The 18285-nt window shown below is 56.0% G+C and carries 17 protein-coding genes; 12 read left to right on the forward strand and 5 right to left on the reverse strand.

The genetic code is table 11. The features are described from left to right. Window positions 1-25: 25 nt before the first annotated feature. A complete protein-coding gene (locus tag HBA55_RS19530) occupies window positions 26-817 on the forward strand; it encodes a tyrosine-protein phosphatase (RefSeq protein ID WP_166994934.1) in 792 nt (263 codons plus the stop codon). Window positions 818-820: 3 nt separating this feature from the next. Here HBA55_RS19530 and HBA55_RS19535 read toward each other — a convergent pair whose 3' ends face one another. Next, on the reverse strand, window positions 821-1645 hold the full coding sequence (locus HBA55_RS19535) for an FHA domain-containing protein (RefSeq protein WP_166994936.1): 825 nt from the start codon (window positions 1643-1645) through the stop codon (window positions 821-823). A gap of 199 nt (window positions 1646-1844) precedes the next feature. Between HBA55_RS19535 and HBA55_RS19540 the strand changes: the two genes are divergently transcribed. Both HBA55_RS19540 and HBA55_RS19545 read left to right on the forward strand, forming a co-directional pair. Then, window positions 1845-3650: a protein kinase domain-containing protein gene (locus HBA55_RS19540; protein ID WP_166994938.1), complete on the forward strand. Its 1806-nt coding sequence runs from the start codon at window positions 1845-1847 to the stop codon at window positions 3648-3650. 131 nt (window positions 3651-3781) lie between these two features. Beyond that, on the forward strand, window positions 3782-6379 hold the full coding sequence (locus HBA55_RS19545) for an efflux RND transporter permease subunit (RefSeq protein ID WP_166994940.1): 2598 nt from the start codon (window positions 3782-3784) through the stop codon (window positions 6377-6379). Between the two features lie 21 nt (window positions 6380-6400). On the opposite strand, the gene HBA55_RS19550 is transcribed toward HBA55_RS19545, so the two are convergent. The 4 genes from HBA55_RS19550 to HBA55_RS19565 form a co-directional block, all read right to left on the reverse strand. Then, entirely contained in the window at window positions 6401-7834 is a 1434-nt protein-coding gene (locus HBA55_RS19550) for an ATP-binding protein (RefSeq protein ID WP_166994942.1), read from the reverse strand. Next, entirely contained in the window at window positions 7818-8486 is a 669-nt protein-coding gene (locus HBA55_RS19555) for a response regulator transcription factor (protein WP_166994944.1), read from the reverse strand. The genes HBA55_RS19550 and HBA55_RS19555 overlap by 17 nt, the downstream gene beginning before the upstream one ends. A gap of 39 nt (window positions 8487-8525) precedes the next feature. Next, a complete protein-coding gene (locus HBA55_RS19560; protein ID WP_166994946.1) occupies window positions 8526-8789 on the reverse strand; it encodes a hypothetical protein in 264 nt (87 codons plus the stop codon). Between the two features lie 133 nt (window positions 8790-8922). Next, entirely contained in the window at window positions 8923-9492 is a 570-nt protein-coding gene (locus HBA55_RS19565; RefSeq protein ID WP_166994948.1) for a glycine zipper 2TM domain-containing protein, read from the reverse strand. A gap of 141 nt (window positions 9493-9633) precedes the next feature. Between HBA55_RS19565 and HBA55_RS19570 the strand changes: the two genes are divergently transcribed. From HBA55_RS19570 to HBA55_RS19610, 9 genes are all read left to right on the forward strand, one after another. Next, a complete protein-coding gene (locus tag HBA55_RS19570; protein WP_166994950.1) occupies window positions 9634-10218 on the forward strand; it encodes an LON peptidase substrate-binding domain-containing protein in 585 nt (194 codons plus the stop codon). 109 nt (window positions 10219-10327) lie between these two features. Continuing rightward, window positions 10328-11659 (forward strand): glutamate-5-semialdehyde dehydrogenase, encoded by a 1332-nt coding sequence (locus tag HBA55_RS19575; RefSeq protein WP_166994952.1) that lies wholly within the window; start codon window positions 10328-10330, stop codon window positions 11657-11659. Next, window positions 11652-12347, forward strand: coding sequence for a nicotinate-nucleotide adenylyltransferase (gene nadD / locus HBA55_RS19580; protein ID WP_166994954.1), 696 nt, complete (start codon window positions 11652-11654; stop codon window positions 12345-12347). Before HBA55_RS19575 ends, nadD begins: the two co-directional genes overlap by 8 nt. Beyond that, the gene (rsfS, locus tag HBA55_RS19585) at window positions 12337-12693 is read left to right on the forward strand and encodes a ribosome silencing factor (RefSeq protein WP_166994956.1); all 357 of its coding nucleotides are present in this window, start codon (window positions 12337-12339) and stop codon (window positions 12691-12693) included. The genes nadD and rsfS overlap by 11 nt, the downstream gene beginning before the upstream one ends. Window positions 12694-12733: 40 nt before the next feature. Beyond that, complete coding sequence (gene rlmH / locus HBA55_RS19590) at window positions 12734-13201, forward strand: 23S rRNA (pseudouridine(1915)-N(3))-methyltransferase RlmH (RefSeq protein ID WP_166994960.1); 468 nt, start codon at window positions 12734-12736, stop codon at window positions 13199-13201. 95 nt (window positions 13202-13296) lie between these two features. Further along, window positions 13297-15156: a penicillin-binding protein 2 gene (mrdA, locus tag HBA55_RS19595; RefSeq protein WP_166994963.1), complete on the forward strand. Its 1860-nt coding sequence runs from the start codon at window positions 13297-13299 to the stop codon at window positions 15154-15156. Further along, window positions 15153-16304, forward strand: a complete 1152-nt coding sequence (gene rodA / locus HBA55_RS19600) for a rod shape-determining protein RodA (protein ID WP_166994965.1) — start codon at window positions 15153-15155, stop codon at window positions 16302-16304. Before mrdA ends, rodA begins: the two co-directional genes overlap by 4 nt. A gap of 23 nt (window positions 16305-16327) precedes the next feature. After that, window positions 16328-17461 (forward strand): lytic murein transglycosylase B, encoded by a 1134-nt coding sequence (gene mltB, locus HBA55_RS19605; RefSeq protein WP_240946181.1) that lies wholly within the window; start codon window positions 16328-16330, stop codon window positions 17459-17461. Window positions 17462-17474: 13 nt separating this feature from the next. Further along, window positions 17475-18260, forward strand: coding sequence for a septal ring lytic transglycosylase RlpA family protein (locus HBA55_RS19610; RefSeq protein WP_166994967.1), 786 nt, complete (start codon window positions 17475-17477; stop codon window positions 18258-18260). Window positions 18261-18285: the final 25 nt, after the last annotated feature.

Genomic DNA, 18285 nt, shown 5'->3' on the forward strand with positions numbered 1-18285 from the left:
AAAAAGCTGTAAGAGATAGTTGGTTATGTTTGAAGAGTTAGAACAGCCGTCCCGGGTTGTGCCCCTGGAGGGGGGAGTCAATTTTCGTGATCTTGGCGGCTACAAAACTGAGGATGGCCGGGAAGTTCGCTGGCGCAAATTGTTCCGCTGTGGTCACTTGGGCGATCTGACATCCCGGGATATTGATGCCTTGGCCCACCTGGATGTTTCCCAAGTGCACGATTTTCGTCGTCGCGAAGAGCAGGAGCGCACACCCAGCCAGGCGTTGAGGGCAACCGTCTACGCCGACTACGAAATGTTTGTCGGAAGCATGTCCAAATTCTGGGAGTTCATCACCACCCACCAGCTGAGTGCCGAAACGGCCCATGACCTGGTGGTGGGCTCTTATCGTGAGTGTATCGACGATGTCGCTCCCCACTATCGTCGGCTGTTCACCAGCCTGGTGCAAAACCGTGAACGCGCCAGCTTGTTTCACTGCTCTGCCGGCAAGGACCGAACCGGCATCGCAGCAGCCTTGATTCTCTCTGCCCTTGGTGTTTCTCGCGAAGTGGTTGTCGAAGACTACATGCTGACGCGGGAGCATTTCGACAGCGAACGCTTATTGGGCGTTGTGGAGCAGCATCTGCGCAACGCCGAGATCAAACACTGGGAACGCAGCTGGCTCGAACCCTATTGCGGGGTCCACCAAGACAATATTGAGGCGTTTTTTGAAGGCGTTGACAGCCGTTATGGTTCTGTTGGCGGGTATCTTCGGGACGCCCTGGGATTGAATGGCGCAGATTTGGAAATGTTGCAGAAGTCCTATCTGGCGCAATAAAACTCAGATAAACACGTAAGCCAGAACCCCGACAATGGCAACGCAGAGTGCGAGGCTCAGGGCCAACATCCACTGGGAGCCGCGCGGAGTTTCGGGCTCGATGCGATTGCCCGGCGAGGTGGGCTTGGTTATCCATTGTTTGGGTTCGTCGCTTACGGTTTTTCTGGCTACGGTGGGAGCTGCAACGGCGCGTCGAATCTGCGTTTTGTTGGCGTCTTTTTCGGGTCCGATCAGGCGGAAGCTGTAGACATCCAATCGCAGACGATCCCCGGGTCGGGCAATCCCCTCCTCAACGCGCTCTTCATTGATGTAGGTGCCGTTGGACGAAGCCAGATCGCGCACGTGCAGCATATTGCCCTTAACGGTCAGCTGAGCATGCTGACGCGACATGTGGGTGCCGGGGATAATGATATCGCATTGGCTGCCGCGGCCGATGATGGCACTGCGCGGCGGAATCTCAAACTCCTGACCGGAAAGCCAGCTGCTGTCAGCCACCAACGACCAGCGCTGGGGAATGGCGTTGTCCTCCAGAACTGCCTGGGTCAGGGATTCACGGGGGTCGAGAATTTCCAGCTCCAGAGTGCCCAGGCGTATGGTGTCCCCGGGCAACAGTTGTTTTTCGGTAATTCTCTGGTCGTTGACATAGCAGCCCTCGCGACTGTTATTGTCCTTTAAAAACAGCTGGTTATTCTTGGTTAACAGGCGGGCGTGGTGGGCGTCCAGTTGCTCCACTACCAAGTGGTTGTCTTCGGCGCTACCAATGGTATAGCGTTTCTCGATGATCCAGATTGGATTCTGTCGCCGGTCCTTGAACTGAATCTTCAGCATGTAAGCGTGTGCCTGTCGCTGTCCTGTCGTGATTGAGTGGAATACACTATTTGCGGCAGTATACAGAAAAGCACCGCGAGAGCTCCAGTGGTGGAGGGGGTTGCCAGGAATGCTACATTAAAGGCAGGATCAACACAGGTACTGTGTTGCCAACAGCGAGCTTAAGGCCAACTTTCGCACTTACGGAGAACCAAACACCTTGCAGATAGCATTACCCGGTTACGAATTCACTCGCAAAATCGGTGAGGGGGGCATGGCCACGGTCTATCAGGGGCAGCAGTTGTCCCTGCAGCGTCCCGTGGCGATCAAGGTTTTGAACTCACAGATGCAGGATCACACCGAGGTGCGCCAGTCATTTGAGCGTGAAGCGGTGATCATTGCAGGCCTCTCCCATCCAAACATCATTCCCGTGATCGACCGGGGCCTGAGTGAGCAGGGCACCCCATTTTTTATCATGGAATATGTAGATGGCGTGGATCTGGCGCGAGTAATGAGAGACGGTCAGTTGGGGCTGACCCGCAAGCTGGAGATCGTCCTGCAAATCGCCCGGGCCCTTGCCTGTGCACACCGCAACGGGGTGGTGCACCGCGATATCAAACCCGCCAATGTCATTGTGGACCGGGATTGGCACGTCCGTGTTGTCGACTTCGGTATCGCACTCCTCTATGCAGATGATCCGACCCAGACCAAATCGATAATGGGAACTGAGGCCTATATGGCCCCCGAAACCAAGCACTCGGTGACCAGCGCTACGGCCAGCAGCGATATCTATTCCCTCGGCGTTATCCTGTTTCAGCTGCTCACAGGGCGATTGCCCAGTGAAGGGGTGTGCGCGCCGTCCAGTATCAACCCGGAAGTGACACCTTCGCTCGACAAGCTCACACTCAGCTGCCTGGCGCCGCGCCCGCAGCAGCGCCCTCAACGGGCCGAAGAGGTCTGCGACAGTCTGTTGGAGCTTTTGCACGGAGCTCATCTCGACAGTCACCAGGCCGCCCGCGCCCAGGCTGCCCTGGGTAAAAAGCACTTTGAGCTGCTCGATATCTGGCGTGAAACGGCGCACGAGGCGATTTATCTGTTTAGTGAGCAGAAAAGCCGACGGCGCTATGTGGTGAAGAAAGCCACCCGCGAACATGGTGGCTACACCATGGGGCGGCGCCTGGCGGGACTTCAGCATCCCAACCTTATCAAATTGCACGGGGTGTCCAAGAGCGAGAACGCCTTTATTACGGTGATGGATCACGCCGCCGGGGGTAATCTGCAGGAGCGGCTGAGTCGCGTTTACACGCTTGATGAGATGCTGCCCCTGGCACGCCAGATTGGCTTGGGGTTGGCGTTTGCTCACCGTAACAACGTGGTGCATGGCAACCTGAGGCCCTGCAATGTGCTGTTCGATCAGAGCGATATCATCAAGCTGAGTGACTTTGGCTGGCCCTCTCACCGAGCACAGTCAGCCCAGGTCCAGGCCTTGAACGAGCGCTCTGGGTGGTATCCGTTGCCGCAGGAGCCGCCTTCGGTGCGAAGCGATATCTACGCCTGCGGTGTTATTTTCTATCGGTTGCTTGTGGGCGGCTTGCCTCGCTACCACGAGGGTAAGCTGGCGGTTGGTCGGGCCTTTAAACGACTGCCGGTGGGCATGCGCAGGTTGCTGCAGGCGATGCTGTCCCAGAATCCCCAGAGCCGCCCTGGTTCCATGGAGGAGGTGCTGCAAAGCCTTGAGGGCTTTAATGACGCTATGCCTACTCAGGTCTGGCAGCCACAGGCAACCGAGGCCACGGAGCAGCCGGCCGGGCAAGATGAGCCCAATAAGCGTAAAAAGCAGCTGCTGTTACTGCTGCTACTGGTGATTTTGCTGTTGGTGTTAATGAACGCAGGTGTGGTGGCGCTGTTTGAGGGAGGACGGGGGGCCTTGTCTTTTCTGCTGGCCGGACCCATTAAATACCCTCCGGATACTGGTAGAAAGCGAGCTAAACCAGTACCCCAGTGGTTTGACGCCTGGAAAACCTGAGGAGATGTCCGAAAAGATGTCTGTATTCGCCAGTTTCTATTCTTGCCACTTTTCACCATAATAGCCGCACTTGCGCCGTGTGGCCGGGAGGGCCGCCATTTTGTGTGCACAGGTCTGTTCAAGGCGAGGATATGTTCGAAACACTGGTTACACTCTACCGAGCTCTGGTCATAGAGCGCCCTAAACTTGCTCTGTTTGCAGTTCTGGTATTGGCTGTCTTTATGGCAATGGGATTGCCAAACTTTAAGCTGGATGCCTCCTCCGATTCCCTCACTCTTGAACATGACACTGATCTTGATTATTTCAGGGAGGTCAGCCAGCGCTACCAAAGCGGCGATTTTCTGATCGTTACCTTTCGGCCTCACGACGACCTGTTCTCGGATGCCTCACTGCAATTAATGCAGCAGTTGCGGGCCGAACTGGTGAAGGTGCCGGGAGTGGTCAGTACCCTCTCGATGCTGGATGCCCCCCTGTTGTATAGCCCCAAGCTGTCACTTAGCGATATCACCGCTCCGCGCACGCTGCTGACTCCGGGTGTAGATCGCGACGCGGCCAAACAGGAATTCTGGAACAGTCCCATTTACCAGGAAATGTTGCTGGGACCGGATGGTCAGACCACTGCCATGATGTTGAACCTGGAGGTGGATGAGCATTATCTGAAACTCGTGCGCCAGCGCGATGCGCTGCGTCTGAAACGAACCCAGGTTGGTCTGAGCGAAGCGGAAAACGCGGAGTTGGAACGGGTCAGTCAGGAGTTCCTGGATTATCGCACCATGACGGAGGCGCGCGGTCACCAGCGGGTGCAGCAAGTCAGGGAGATCGTCGAAAAATACCGTGACAGGGCCCAGTTGTTTGTTGGCGGCGCCACCATGATTACCGCGGATATGATCGACTTTATTCGCAGCGATCTGCGCGTATTTGGCATAGGCGTACTTGTTTTCATGATCGTTATCATGGCCGTCATTTTCCGCCAGCTGCGATTCGTCGTGTTGCCGATCATGACCTGTTTGACCGCGGTACTGTTGATGCTGGGTTTTCTCAGTTGGATCGATTGGCGCCTGACGGTGATTTCATCGAATTTTGTAGCCTTGCTGTTGATTATTTCCCTCGCAATCACTATCCATCTGGTGGTCAGGTATCGGGAATTCCATGCGGCCACACCAGAGGCTCCTCAGGCAGAGCTGGTGATGAGCACCGTCGCTTATATGGCGCGGCCGTGTCTCTATACGACCCTGACCAGTATGGTGGCCTTTGTTTCGCTGGTGGTGAGCGACATTCGCCCGGTGATCGATTTTGGCTGGATGATGACCATTGGCCTGGGGGTGGCTCTGTGCCTGGCATTTATCGTAATTCCGGCTGGATTGATGGTGTTGCCTAAAGGGCAACCCAGGGACAAGGGGGACAATTCCGCCGCCTTCACCACCGTGTTTTCCCGTTTTACTGAACACAATCGTGCCCTGGTCTTGTGGCTGAGCATTGCGCTCGCACTGCTCAGCGCCTATGGGATACGGCAATTGGAAGTGGAAAACCGGTTTATTGACTACTTCCATGACAGTACCGAAATCTATCGAGGTATGTCGGTGATCGATAAAAACCTCGGTGGCACCATCACGCTCGATATCATCTTGGATGTGGATCCGGAAGAGCTGCAAATGGAAACCGGCGTTGCCAGTGAAGATGATCCCTTTGCCGAGGCCGATCCGTTTGATGAGCCGGACCCCTTCGCCGAACCTGATCCCTTTGCCGAGGAAGACCCCTTTGGAGAGGCCGATCCGTTCTCAGAACAAAATCCGCAGTCGGGCAGCTACTGGTTTACTGTTGGTGGTATAGAAGACATTAAAGGCCTGCACGATTACCTGGATTCCCTGCCCGAAATCGGCAAAGTGCAGTCTTTGGCCACGGCTTATCAAGTGGCCAGCGATCTGAATAATGCGCCGTTGAACGACTTTGAGCTGGCCCTGGTTAAAAAGGCTCTGCCGCCTGAAATCAACAGCGTGCTGGTGGACCCCTACTTATCAGAGCCAGACAACCAGACTCGGATCACCCTGCGTGCCATGGAGACTGACCCCAATCTGCGACGTGGGGAACTGCTCGAAAAAATTCATCGCTACGCGGTAGAGGAACTGGGATTCAAGCAAGAGCAAGTGCATTTCTCCGGCCTGCTGTTGCTCTATAACAATATGCTGCAGAGCCTCTACACTTCCCAGATTGTTACACTGGGTGCGGTATTTGTCGGCATCATGTTGATGTTTATGGTGCTGTTCCGCTCCTTGCCCTTGGCATTGATCGCCATTATTCCCAATCTGCTGGCGGCGGCTGTGGTGTTGGGCGGAATGGGTATTGCCGGTGTGCCTCTGGATATGATGACGATCACCATCGCGGCCATCACTGTGGGCATCGGGGTGGATAACGCCATTCACTACCTGACACGTTTCCGACGGGAGTTCGCGGTTGATGGTGATTATGTGGCGGCCATGCATCGCTCCCACGGCTCCATCGGCCGGGCTATGTTCTATACCTCCGTGATTATTATTATGGGCTTTTCGATTTTGTCCCTGTCGAAATTTATACCCACCATTTACTTCGGATTGCTCACTGGCGCGGCCATGTTGGCGGCGATTCTGGCGGCGCTGACGTTATTGCCCCGACTGATTCTGCTGGTGCAGCCATTGGGAAAGCCGCAAGTGATCAGTGACCGTCTGCAGGCTCAGGCGGACGCCAGCGCGTGATCACCTATTGTTCGGTGGGGGTCAGTGGTTGAGGGGGAGGCGGACGCTGAACTCCGCGCCTCCCAGCTGTTCGCTGGCATCGACGGATAAGCTGCCACCGTAGGCGCTGACGATATCGGTGCTGACGGCCAGTCCAATACCCTGGCCCGGCCTGGCGGTATCCGCTCGGGCGCCACGCTGGAGAATTGTCTGGCGCTGCGGGGGCGCCACGCCCTCGCCGTCATCGCTTACCTGCAAGCATAGCTGACGATCTTCCAATGCAGCACTCACGCCTATCTGTTTGCGACCATACTTACAGGCATTTTCAATCAGATTGCCAAGCAGCTCGAACAGATCCTGTGAGGCGATGGGGAAGCTGAGGTGCTGGGGGATTTGAATATCAAATTGCAGGCCTTTATCCCGGTAAACCTTATCCATAGCGTTGCACAACCGCTCGACAACGGGGCGCAGGGGCAGCGCCTTGTGCATCTGCGGATCGGACTGTAACACGGCGCGCTGCAGTTGGTGACGAATAATACTCTCCATACGCTGCAACTGCTCGTCAATCACTCCGTCATTGCTGGGCTGGGTCATCTCGCCGCGAACAATCGCCAGGGGTGTTTTGAGGCTGTGGGCCAAATCGCTGAGTGTATTGCGATAGCGTTCACGCTGTTGTTGCTCATTGTGCAGCACCTGATTCAGACTGTCGGTAACCGGTTCAATTTCCAACGGGTATTGTCCCTGTAGTTGCCGCACCGGCTGCTGTGGCAATTTTCTCAAATCTCTCACCAGGCGTTTGAGGGGCTGTAAACCCCAGCGCATGATTAAAACCTGCACCACCAACAGGCCCATGGCGAGAATGCTGAGGCCATACCAAAGCTGTTGTCGGTAACTCTTAAGCTGGGCGAGAAAGGCGTCCCGGCGGTGATGAATCAGAAAACGCAGGGGCAGGTGTTCATCGTCAGCGGTTTCCCAGGTCAGGTCAAAGCTCAACTCGAAAAAATCACCCCGCTGCCGGAAGCCTTCCTCAAATGCTTCAGCGGACAGAACGTTAAACGGTGAGGATTGGGTGGGAAGCGGGGTGGACAAAAGCGCCGCCGACGGCGACTGCCAAATCAACCGGCTCCCGCTGCCGGTACTTTCCTGATCACTGGATCGAAACAACAGGATACTCGCATACAGCCCAGAGTCTGCCAGCGAGTAGCGGGGCTCGGGCAGTTGCTCGGGCATCCATAAGGGCTGTTGGGGCTCCTGCTCCTGCAATTCCGCCGCACCCAAAAGGATATAAAACTGGCTCTGCAATTGCTGTTGCTCGGCGGCCAGCAAATTGTCTTTGAAGGCCGCTTCCAGCAAGTAGCCACTGGCTCCGATAAACAGCGGCAGACACAACAGACTGGCGGCAATAAAACGACCGTGCAGAGATTTCAGGGCACGCAGGCTGCCACTGAAGGATTGCGGTTCAGGGGCGGTGCTCAAATCGATAGCCCTGACCGCGCACCGTGTGGATAAACTTGTCTCCGTTTTCCAGCTTTTTACGCAGCCGGCCGACAAACACCTCAATGGTGTTGCTGTCGCGCTCAAAATCCTGTGCGTACAAATATTCTGTGAGTTCAGATTTGGAGATCACTTTACCCTGGTGTCGGGCGAGGTACTCCAGAGTATTGAACTCGTAACTGGTCAATTCAACGGGAGCCTCGTTCAGGCGTACCTGTTTTTCCTCAAAGAAGATCTGCAGAGGACCAAACTGCCAGTGATTGCTGGCCTGTCCGGCGGAGCGCCGCAAAAGCGCCTGCACTCTGGCCCGCAGCTCTTCCTGGTGGAAAGGCTTGGTGAGGTAATCATCAGCTCCGGCTTCCAGGCCTTCTACCTTATCCTGCCAGTCGCCCCGGGCAGTCAGGATCAAAACGGGAAAGTTGCGGTCGTTCTCGCGCAGGCGACGTATCAGTTCTATGCCGTCGATTTCTGGCAAACCCAGGTCGATGATAGCGAGATCAAAGCGGTACTCCTCGCCAAAGTACAGGCCTTCGCGGCCATCTGAGGCTTTTTCGACGCTATACCCCAGCGCCAGCATTTGTTCTGCAATCTGTTGTTGCAGGAGGTTCTCGTCTTCGACGATCAGAATATGCATGGAGTCTCCATTCTTCCCTGGGGGCAGTTCTTCTGGCCGCTATTCGGCCTTGATGCTGATGTAGCGCACCCGGCCCTCGTGCAGCATCTTGACCTGAAAGTGTTTGTTTTTGCGTTTGACGCCCAGCACCTTGCCCGGGTGCAGGCGGCGGGCCATGGCGGCGGCCTGCTGAGGGTTTTGCGCCCCCTGGGTATGCAGTTGCTGCTTATTGGCGACGGGGCGGTGGTCTTTGGCTGCGACACCCGGCGGCAATGCCAAGGTGGGAAAGATCAGCAGCAGGGCTAGCAGCCACCTTGGTTTCATGGTCCAGGTCTCCCGGGTTGTATCAACTTACCCTGCATCATACCCCCGGTCGAACCGGACTCATACCGTTAATTTACACGTCTCTGCGCCTCCTGACAGGGGGCTCGGGTTACCTCCTGACCGGGGTCTCGGGTTACCTCCTGACAGGGGTCACATTGACCGCCACCTTAAGGCGTTTGCCGGGGTGATCATCCATGCGGGTGTGGTAGGTTTTGCCCTGGTAGCGATAAGTAACATGGTATCCCACCAGTCGTTCCTCGTATTCCACCCGCTCTTTGACCTCGCAAACCTCTTCTTCCACCGCCACTTCTTCGCGATGACGACTGTCATGATGGTGCTTGCTGTGCTGCCAGTCTCTGGCTACGCTGGCGCCAAGGACGCCGCCCACCACCGCACCGACTTTCTTGTTGGTGCTGCTGTGGCCCAGCTCATTGCCGATGGCACCCCCGATCAAGGTGCCGAGAATGGTAGGAGTGTGGGATTTATAGTGGTGGCCACCGGAGTGGCGGGGCACGTATCGGGTTTCGGTCCAGCAGCTGCGTTCGGGTATGCGATGGGTAATGGTTTTGTAGATCGGTTCCACTTCCGTCACCTTGGCGAAGTCGGTGTGGCGGTTGTGATGCTGGGATTTATGACCCGCCACCGCAGGGACGCTGATCAATCCCATTAACAGCAGTGGCAGCAGTTTACGCGAAATGTTCATCGCTTATCTCCTTGTCTCATTAGGTGCGGTTTTCGCAATGATGGAGATAGCTTACGCCCCTGAATCTGAATCCCAGCTGAAGCAAACTCTGGTAGCATGTGACCACTTTGTTGGAATGATCAAACATCGCTGGATTCCATTATGTCCGAAGAAAATATTCCGCTTTTCCCTCTGTCGAATATGCTATTCCCACAGCAGCGACTGGAATTGCAGATTTTTGAGCAACGTTATCTCTCGTTGGTGAGCGAGTGTCTGCGCCATGGCACGGGTTTTGGCGTAGTGCAAATCCGGGAGGGCAGGGAAGTCGGGCCAGCCGCCCAGGTGTTCCAGGTGGGGGTGGAGGCGACCATTGTCGATTGGACACAACGCCCCAATGGTCTTCTCGGCATCACCATTGAAGGGGGACGCAAGTTTCGTCTGCTGAGTACTGAGGTGCAGCCCGATGAGCTTATGCGAGCCCGGGTGCAATGGCTCGCGGATGAACCACAGATTGAGGTGCCTGAGCAGTTTTTGGGCTTACAGGAGCTGTGCCAGCAACTCAAGCAGCACCCAGCGGTTCAGGCGTTCAAGCTGCCACCTTTAGTCTGCAGCCGGGATCTCGGTTGGCAGCTGTGCCAGCTGCTGCCATTGTCAGCGGCGGATAAGGTCAATCTGCTGTCGCTGGACGACCCCATGGAGCGGTTGCAGCGACTGGCAGAGCAGGTCGCGAATCTCAGCCAAGAATAACCCCTTAGCCAACACGAGGTCCCACCCCGGAAGACCTATCAGCCGCGAGAATGCCCTTAACTCAGGAACACGCCAGGATGGGGCGCCAAGCAGTCCATCATCAGGTATAATGCCGCCTCTTTGGCCCCGGGAAAGCGCAATAACCGCCCGGAGCCCTGCCAACCGATTTCCCAATGGAACCGTTTGCATGAACGTAAAAGCCTATATGGCCGAGCTGGGTCGCAATGCCCGCACCGCTTCCCGTCTGGTGGCCGCTGCCTCCACCGGCGACAAAAATCGTGCCCTGCTGGCCACGGCGGAGGCGCTGAACGCCTCTCGTGAGCAACTGTTGGCTGCCAACAGTAAAGACATGCAGGCTGGCCGCGAGCAGCAACTGGATGAAGCGCTGCTCGATCGGCTGGAGCTGACACCTGCCCGCATTGACGCAATGATCGAGGGCCTGCAGCAGGTTGCCGCTCTACCGGACCCTTGTGGTGAGATCACCGATATGAGCTACCGCCCGACGGGTATCCAGGTGGGGCGTATGCGTGTGCCGCTGGGTGTTATCGGAATTATTTACGAATCCCGCCCAAACGTGACCATCGATGCTGCCAGCCTGTGCCTGAAGTCCGGCAATGCGACAATTCTGCGAGGCGGGAAAGAGGCGCTGCATTCCAACCAGGCTATTGCGGCCTGTGTCCGCGAAGGTCTGAAAGCCGCGGGACTGCCAGAGACGGCTGTGCAGGTCATAGAAACCACGGATCGCGAAGCGGTGGGTGAGCTGATCACCATGCCCGACTATGTGGATGTGATCGTACCTCGCGGTGGTAAGGGCCTTATCGAACGTATCAGCACCGACGCACGTGTGCCTGTGATCAAGCATCTTGATGGTATCTGTCATGTCTATATCGACGATCAGGCGGATCTCGACAAGGCGTTCAATATCGCCGTCAATGCCAAAACCCACCGCTATGGCGTCTGTAATGCCATGGAGACGCTGTTGGTTCATGCCGGAGTTGCTGAGGTAATCCTGCCCAAGTTGGCGGCGGCGTATGGTGAAAAAGGAGTTGAGCTGAGAGGATGTGAACGTACCAGGGCGTTGATTGAGGCCGGTGCGGCCAGTGAAGAGGATTGGGGCACGGAGTATCTGGCTCCGGTGTTGTCCATTAAGGTGGTGGACGATATGCAGGGGGCAATGGATCATATTGCCACCTACAGTTCTGCCCACACTGAATCCATTGTGACTGAGAACTACACCCGAGCCCGTCAGTTTTTGGCCCAGGTGGATTCCAGTTCAGTGATGGTCAATGCCTCTACCCGATTCGCCGACGGCTTTGAGTATGGGTTGGGCGCGGAAATTGGAATTTCCACAGACAAGATCCATGCCCGGGGGCCGGTGGGGCTTGAAGGCCTGACATCCCAGAAGTACGTGGTGTTTGGTGACGGACATATTCGTGACTAAAACCACGGACACTCCGGCGGCGCTCGAAAGGCATTGCGTCGGACTGTTTGGCGGCACCTTTGACCCCATACATTATGGTCATCTGCGCATGGCATTGGAGCTGAAGCAGGAGCTGGGCTTCGACGACATGCGGCTGCTCCCCTGCCACCTGCCACCGCACCGCCAAATGCCGGGCCGCAGCAGCGCCCATCGCGCGGCAATGGTCCGCCTGGCGGTAGAGGGGTGCGAATCGCTGGCGGTGGATGCGAGAGAGCTGAATCGCGAGCGCCCCTCCTACACGGTCGATACGCTGGAGGAACTGCGCGAAGAGCTCGGCGCTGAGGTATCCATCAGCTGGTGCATGGGCATGGATTCATTGGTGAATCTGAGTAAATGGCATCGCTGGCGGGAGCTTTCCCGTTTCGCTCACCTGGTGGTGGTCAGTCGCCCTGGCTGGGAGATTCCCTCCGACGGGGAGCTGGGCGCATGGGTCAGGGATCATCACAAAGCGCCCCAGAGCCTCAAGCGTGAGCCCTCGGGAAGCCTGGTGATTGTGCCGCTGAGCCTGCTGGAAATTTCGGCCACCCAAATCAGGGAGCAAATCGAAAGCGGTCGTTCACCGCGATTTCTACTCCCGGACCCGGTTTGGCACTATATTGAAGAGAAACAACTGTATTTAACGAGGAATAACACAACTGATGAGTCGTGAACTAAACCAGATCATTACTGACGCCCTGGACGATTTAAAAGGCAAGGACATTGTCAGCCTGGACGTCAGCGAGTTGTCCGACGTTATGGATACTCTGATTATCGCCAGCGGGACCTCCAATCGCCATGTCAAGTCGCTGGCGGAAAACGCCGTACAGGATGCCAAGGACGAGGGTATTGCCGCTATCGGAGTCGAAGGCCTGGAAACGGGGGAGTGGGTGCTGGCCGACTTTGGCGATACGGTATTGCACGTGATGATGCCAGCCACTCGCGATTTCTACGATCTGGAGAAGCTCTGGAGCATGGAGCCAGCCGGCCGCCACCAGGACGAAGAGCAGGAACAATAGAGCTGGCAGCCAGCAGGCTAGCGGGTAAAGGATCGACACCATGCGTTTCAAAATCATCGCGGTGGGCACCCGTATGCCCGGATGGGTGGAAGAAGGCTATCTGGATTACGCCAAACGGCTGCCGCGGGACTTTTCCGTGGAAGTGGTAGAGTTGCCACTGGGCCCACGTGGCAAAAACGCCTCAATTGAAAAGGCCATCGCTCGCGAGGGCTCGCAAATGCTCGCCGCTATTCCCAAAGGCGATAAAGTGATTGCGCTGGATGTGAAAGGTAAACCCTGGAGTACTGAGAAATTGGCCGACAATCTGGCCGCCTGGTCCATGGAGTGCAGCAATTACAGTATTTTGATTGGTGGACCGGATGGGCTGGCTCCGGAGTGTCTGGCCAGGGCCGATGCCAAGTGGTCACTGTCGGCTCTGACGCTGCCACACCCCCTGGTCAGAATCGTTCTGATCGAACAGCTCTATCGGGCCTGGTCAATCCTCAACCGCCATCCCTACCATAAATAATCACCGCCACTGAACTTTCGCACTATCCACAAAGTCAATACAATCAAGCACTAACCTCTATTTTCTAATACCGGGCATGAGACCCGTCCCCCCAAATGGCCGATCATCAACATCTCAAGGATCACTACCAGGAAGCGAGGATATTTTCCCATCGCCTGGTGGTGGCTGCATTGGCCATTGTGGGGCTGATGGGAGTGCTGATTGCGCGCCTGTACAACCTGCAAGTCATCGATTACCAGGACTATGCCACTCAGTCCGACCGCAATCGCGTCCAGGTGCAACCACTGCCGCCAACGCGTGGGCTGATTTTCGACCGCCATGGTTCCCTGCTGGCGGACAATCGACCCAGCTATACCCTGACGGTGATTATGGAGCAGGTTAATGACCTCGACGCGACTCTGGCGTTGTTGCAGCGTTTGGCGGGTGTTCGTGATGAAGAACTGGAGCGTTTTCACAAGCGCCTGACACAGCGTCGACGCCCTTTTGAGCCGGTACCACTCAGCTACCGGCTGAGTGAAGAGGAGATTGCCCGGGTTGCCGTCAACGAATACCGCTTGCCCGGTGTTGAGGTGTCTGCGCAGTTGGTGCGCGACTATCCCTTGAATGAGTTGTTCGCTCACACGGTGGGATATGTCGGCCGTATCAACGAACGTGAATTATCCACATTTGATGAAGAAACGGATCGCCGCTACAGCGGTACTGACTCCATCGGCAAAATTGGGTTGGAGCGGCAATACGAGTCTCAAATGCTGGGCGAGGTGGGATACCAATATGTGGAGACCAACGCCCGTGGACGCGTATTGCGGGTACTGGAAAGCGTGGCGCCCAAACCCGGCCAAAACCTGCAGTTGTTTCTCGATGCTGAAGTGCAGCGCGAAGCGGTGGCGGCGTTGGGAGAGCGGCGCGGAGCGGTTGTGGCTATCGAGGTGGATACCGGCGGAGTCTTGGCTATGGCCAGTACGCCGAGTTACGACCCCAATCTGTTTGTGACAGGTATCAGCTACAAGGATTATAAGAGACTGAATGAGTCACTGGACCTGCCCCTGTTCAACCGCACCATTCAAGGACAGTATCCGCCGGGATCGACAGTGAAGCCGATGTTGGGATTGGGTGGTCTGCATCACCGGGTAGTGGATATGCGTTATAAGGTCCGCGACCCCGGCTACTACCAGCTGGAAGGCGAAGAGCGTCAATATCGCGACTGGAAGCGCAGAGGGCATGGACACCGTGTGGATCTGATGCAGGCGATCACTGAGTCCTGCGATACCTATTATTACGATATGGCTTATCGTATGGGCATTGATCTCATGCACGAGTTTGGTGTTCAGTTTGCACTGGGTGATCGTACCGGCATTGATATTCCCAGTGAACGCAAGGGTATCTGGCCATCGCGTGAGTGGAAGCGCGGTGCGCGTGGACTGGCCTGGTATCCCGGCGACAGTCTTAATGTGGGTATCGGTCAGGGGGCTGCCTTGGCGACACCGCTGCAGTTGGCGGCGATGACGGCCACCTTGGCGAGTCGAGGTCGGCAACTTCAACCGCGACTGGTACGGCGGATGGGTGAGCTGGAAACACCGATGAATGTCTCCGAAGTGGAGCCTGTGTCGCAGCAACACTGGGACAATATTCACGCCGCTATGGAAAATGTGGTGCACGGCACCCGGGGTACCGCCAAGAGCATCAGCCGTAACCTCAAGTACCGTATTGCCGGCAAGACCGGTACCGCCCAAGTGGTTGGTATTGCCCAGGGTGAGGAATATGATTCCGAAGCGCTGATTGAGCGGCAGCGGGACCACGCCCTGTTTGTGGCATTTGCGCCACTGGAGCAACCCAAGATCGCGGTGGCAGTCATCGTTGAAAACGGCGAGAAGAGTTCCAAGGCAGCCAAAGTGGCACGCCGGGTTATGGACAAGTACCTGGCCATTGAATCCGAATTAGTGAGCGCAGTGCCATGAGCGGAACCGCAGACTTCCAAAGACGTATGCCCGAGGCCAGTCACGATCTGCGCAGACCGGTGAGCCTGCTGCAACGCTGGCATGTGGACCTGCCGTTGTTGATTGGTCTGCTGGCGATTACCGTTTACGGATTGATCGTACTCTACAGTGCCAGCGGACAGGACTGGCACTACCTGAAGCGTCAGGGAGTGTTTTTTCTGCTGGCCTACGGGGTGATGTTTACCGTTGCGCAAGTGCGCCTGCAGACGATGGAATATTGGTCGCCATGGATTTTTGCCGGCGGTGTGGTGTTGTTGGTGCTGGTGTTATATATGGGAGTTGGAGCCAAGGGGGCCCAACGCTGGCTCAGCATCGGTGGTTTCCGATTTCAGCCTTCAGAGATTCTCAAGCTGGCGGTGCCCTTGATGGTGGCGACCTATCTGTCGCGCCGATTACTGCCTCCAAAATTGCACCATGTGATAGCGGTTCTGGCGTTAATTGCCATCCCGACGTTGTTAATCATGCGCCAGCCTGACCTGGGCACATCGCTGTTGATCGCGGCATCAGGCTTATTGGTACTTTTTTTTGCCGGTCTTCGCTGGCGTTACATACTTTCGGCAATCGGGATTTTGTTGGCGGCGTCCTGGCCCATATGGAACTTTGTGCTGCGGGGCTACCAGAAGCAGCGCATACTGACGCTGTTTAATCCGGAAGAAGACAAGTTGGGGGCCGGTTGGAATATTATCCAATCCAAGACGGCGATCGGTTCCGGGGGGCTGTACGGTAAGGGTTGGACCAACGGCACCCAGTCGCAACTGAACTTTCTTCCGGAAAGCCACACGGACTTTATTATTGCCGTCCTGGCGGAGGAATTCGGTCTGACGGGGGTTTTGCTGCTGCTGGCGCTCTATGCCTGGGTGATCGTTCGAGGGCTCTGGATTGCCGCCAACGCTCAGGACACCTTTGGTCGCTTGCTGGCCGGCAGTATCACCTTTACCTTCTTTGTGTATATTTTTGTGAATATCGGTATGGTGTCAGGATTGTTGCCTGTGGTGGGGGTGCCATTGCCATTGGTAAGTCATGGTGGTACCTCAATTGTGACCCTGATGATGGGTTTCGGGATTCTGATGGCCATTAGTACGGAACGTCGACGGGTCAGTATTGGCTGAGCCACCGATTTCGGAGTGAAAAAATGAATTTTCAAAGCCTTGGTCTTTCACGTCTTCTGAAATTGGAAGGTATGGTGGTCGCCTTTTTGCTGGGTGGTTTCTGTACCCAGTTGATGGCCGGTTCTCAAGATTCAGTCCAAAACCCCGCTCAAGGCTCAGTCCAAACCCCCGCTCAGGGCTCAGTCCAATACCCCGCTCAAGGCTATTCCCAACACGCCAAAGCGCAGCGGTTGATGGATGAAATGGTGGAGCAGCATCAGTTCAAGCGCGAGGAACTTGAAGCCTGGTTTGCTCAGGCTGAGAGAAAACAGAATATTCTTGATGCCATTTCCCGCCCGGCGGAAAAGACCCTGACTTGGGGGCAATACCGTAATATCTTTCTTAAGGACTCCCGCATCCAAAAAGGTGTGGAGTTCTGGCGCCAAAACCGTGAGGCGCTGGAAGCCGCCGAAAACAAATATGGTGTCCCGCCCGCAGTTGTGGTGGCAATTATTGGTGTGGAAACCCGATATGGGCAGCACAAGGGTAAGCATCGTGTGTTGGATGCGCTTTCCACTCTTGCATTTGATTATCCCCGTCGCAGTAAGTTCTTTACCAAAGAGCTCAAGCAATTCTTATTGCTGGCGCGTGAGCAACAACGTGATCCACTGTCGTTGAATGGCTCCTACGCGGGTGCGATGGGGTACGGGCAGTTTATGCCCTCCAGTTACCGCGCCTACGCCACAGATTTTGATGGCGACGGTTTTGTGGATATCTGGAACAACCCCGTGGATGCCATTGGCAGTGTCGCCAATTATTTTGCCCGCCACGGCTGGCGACGCGGTGAGTCGGTGGTGCATCGAGTGAATCCGGCGGAGGATTACGAAGCTTCGGTGCTTAATCGCTCTCTCAAACCCTCCGAGACCATTGCCAGCCTGGGACAAAAAGGTTTTCGTACCGAACAGATTTTGCCTCCGCAAGCCAGTGCCACGGCCATGCGCTTGCGTGGTGAACAGGGCGACGAGTACTGGGTGGGCTTGAAGAACTTTTATGTAATCACCCGCTACAATCACAGCCGTCTCTACGCCATGGCCGTTTACCAGCTCAGCCAGAAAATTGAGCAGGCCGCCAGCGAGATGCAGTCGCAGGTGTTGACCGCTGCTCCACTCAACCACTGACGGAGAAGGGCCTATGTCGAGGATCTGCCTGCTTGTTGCGATTTTGTTGCTGACAGCCTGTGGCGCACCCGATGTTCGTGATAGCGGTCCGAGTCAGCCGGTGGATGTTTCCCATATTCCGGATGCGGTGCCCCGTTATGAAGAGCGCAGCCGCGCCGGTAATCACAGCCCATATACGGTGCTTGGCAAAACCTATCATCTGTTGCCCGACAGTTCAGGTTATGATGAGCGGGGTATTGCTTCATGGTACGGCAATAAATTTCACGGTCGGCAAACATCCAACGGCGAACTTTACGATATGTACGGCATGACCGCTGCCCACAAGACCTTGCCGATTCCCAGTTATGTCCGGGTGACGAATCTGAACAATGGGCGGCAGGTCATTGTTCGGGTCAATGATCGCGGGCCTTTTCACGAAAAGCGCATTATTGATCTTACCTACGCTGCGGCCAGCAAGCTGGGATTTCTGCAGCAGGGTACCGCGCCCGTTAGAGTGCAGGTGGTGGAGCCAAAATCATCAGCGCCGGCATCTGGTGAGGTAAAGCCCAGCTCAGCCGGATTCCGTCTGCCGGACAATACCTATTTGCAGGCGGGCGCCTTTTCCAGCCAGGAGGGGGCAAGACGACTGCAGGCGCAGCTGACGAGATTGACCGGGTTGCCAGTCAGCATTCATCAGTCACGTCGAGATCAACTGTATCGGGTTCGCATAGGCCCTATCACCGACAACAGGATTATGTCCCGGCTGCGCAGTGATATACAGTCCCAGGGGTTGCCCGCCCCTCACGTTATCTACGAGTGACGTGACCATGGATAACCGGCACCAG

The sequence above is a fragment of the Pseudomaricurvus alkylphenolicus genome (assembly GCF_011683955.1).
GTDB lineage: Bacteria > Pseudomonadota > Gammaproteobacteria > Pseudomonadales > Cellvibrionaceae > Pseudomaricurvus > Pseudomaricurvus alkylphenolicus.

Bases quoted from the DNA above. Each gene is read 5' to 3' on its own strand.
- HBA55_RS19530 (WP_166994934.1), top strand. From the start codon at position 26: ATGTTTGAAGAGTTAGAACAGCCGTCCCGGGTTGTGCCCCTGGAGGGG.
- HBA55_RS19535 (WP_166994936.1), bottom strand. From the start codon at position 1,645: ATGCTGAAGATTCAGTTCAAGGACCGGCGACAGAATCCAATCTGGATC.
- HBA55_RS19545 (WP_166994940.1), top strand. From the start codon at position 3,782: ATGTTCGAAACACTGGTTACACTCTACCGAGCTCTGGTCATAGAGCGC.
- HBA55_RS19555 (WP_166994944.1), bottom strand. From the start codon at position 8,486: ATGCATATTCTGATCGTCGAAGACGAGAACCTCCTGCAACAACAGATT.
- HBA55_RS19560 (WP_166994946.1), bottom strand. From the start codon at position 8,789: ATGAAACCAAGGTGGCTGCTAGCCCTGCTGCTGATCTTTCCCACCTTG.
- HBA55_RS19565 (WP_166994948.1), bottom strand. From the start codon at position 9,492: ATGAACATTTCGCGTAAACTGCTGCCACTGCTGTTAATGGGATTGATC.
- HBA55_RS19570 (WP_166994950.1), top strand. From the start codon at position 9,634: ATGTCCGAAGAAAATATTCCGCTTTTCCCTCTGTCGAATATGCTATTC.
- HBA55_RS19575 (WP_166994952.1), top strand. From the start codon at position 10,328: ATGCCGCCTCTTTGGCCCCGGGAAAGCGCAATAACCGCCCGGAGCCCT.
- rsfS (WP_166994956.1), top strand. From the start codon at position 12,337: ATGAGTCGTGAACTAAACCAGATCATTACTGACGCCCTGGACGATTTA.
- rlmH (WP_166994960.1), top strand. From the start codon at position 12,734: ATGCGTTTCAAAATCATCGCGGTGGGCACCCGTATGCCCGGATGGGTG.
- mrdA (WP_166994963.1), top strand. From the start codon at position 13,297: ATGGCCGATCATCAACATCTCAAGGATCACTACCAGGAAGCGAGGATA.
- rodA (WP_166994965.1), top strand. From the start codon at position 15,153: ATGAGCGGAACCGCAGACTTCCAAAGACGTATGCCCGAGGCCAGTCAC.
- mltB (WP_240946181.1), top strand. From the start codon at position 16,328: ATGAATTTTCAAAGCCTTGGTCTTTCACGTCTTCTGAAATTGGAAGGT.
- HBA55_RS19610 (WP_166994967.1), top strand. From the start codon at position 17,475: ATGTCGAGGATCTGCCTGCTTGTTGCGATTTTGTTGCTGACAGCCTGT.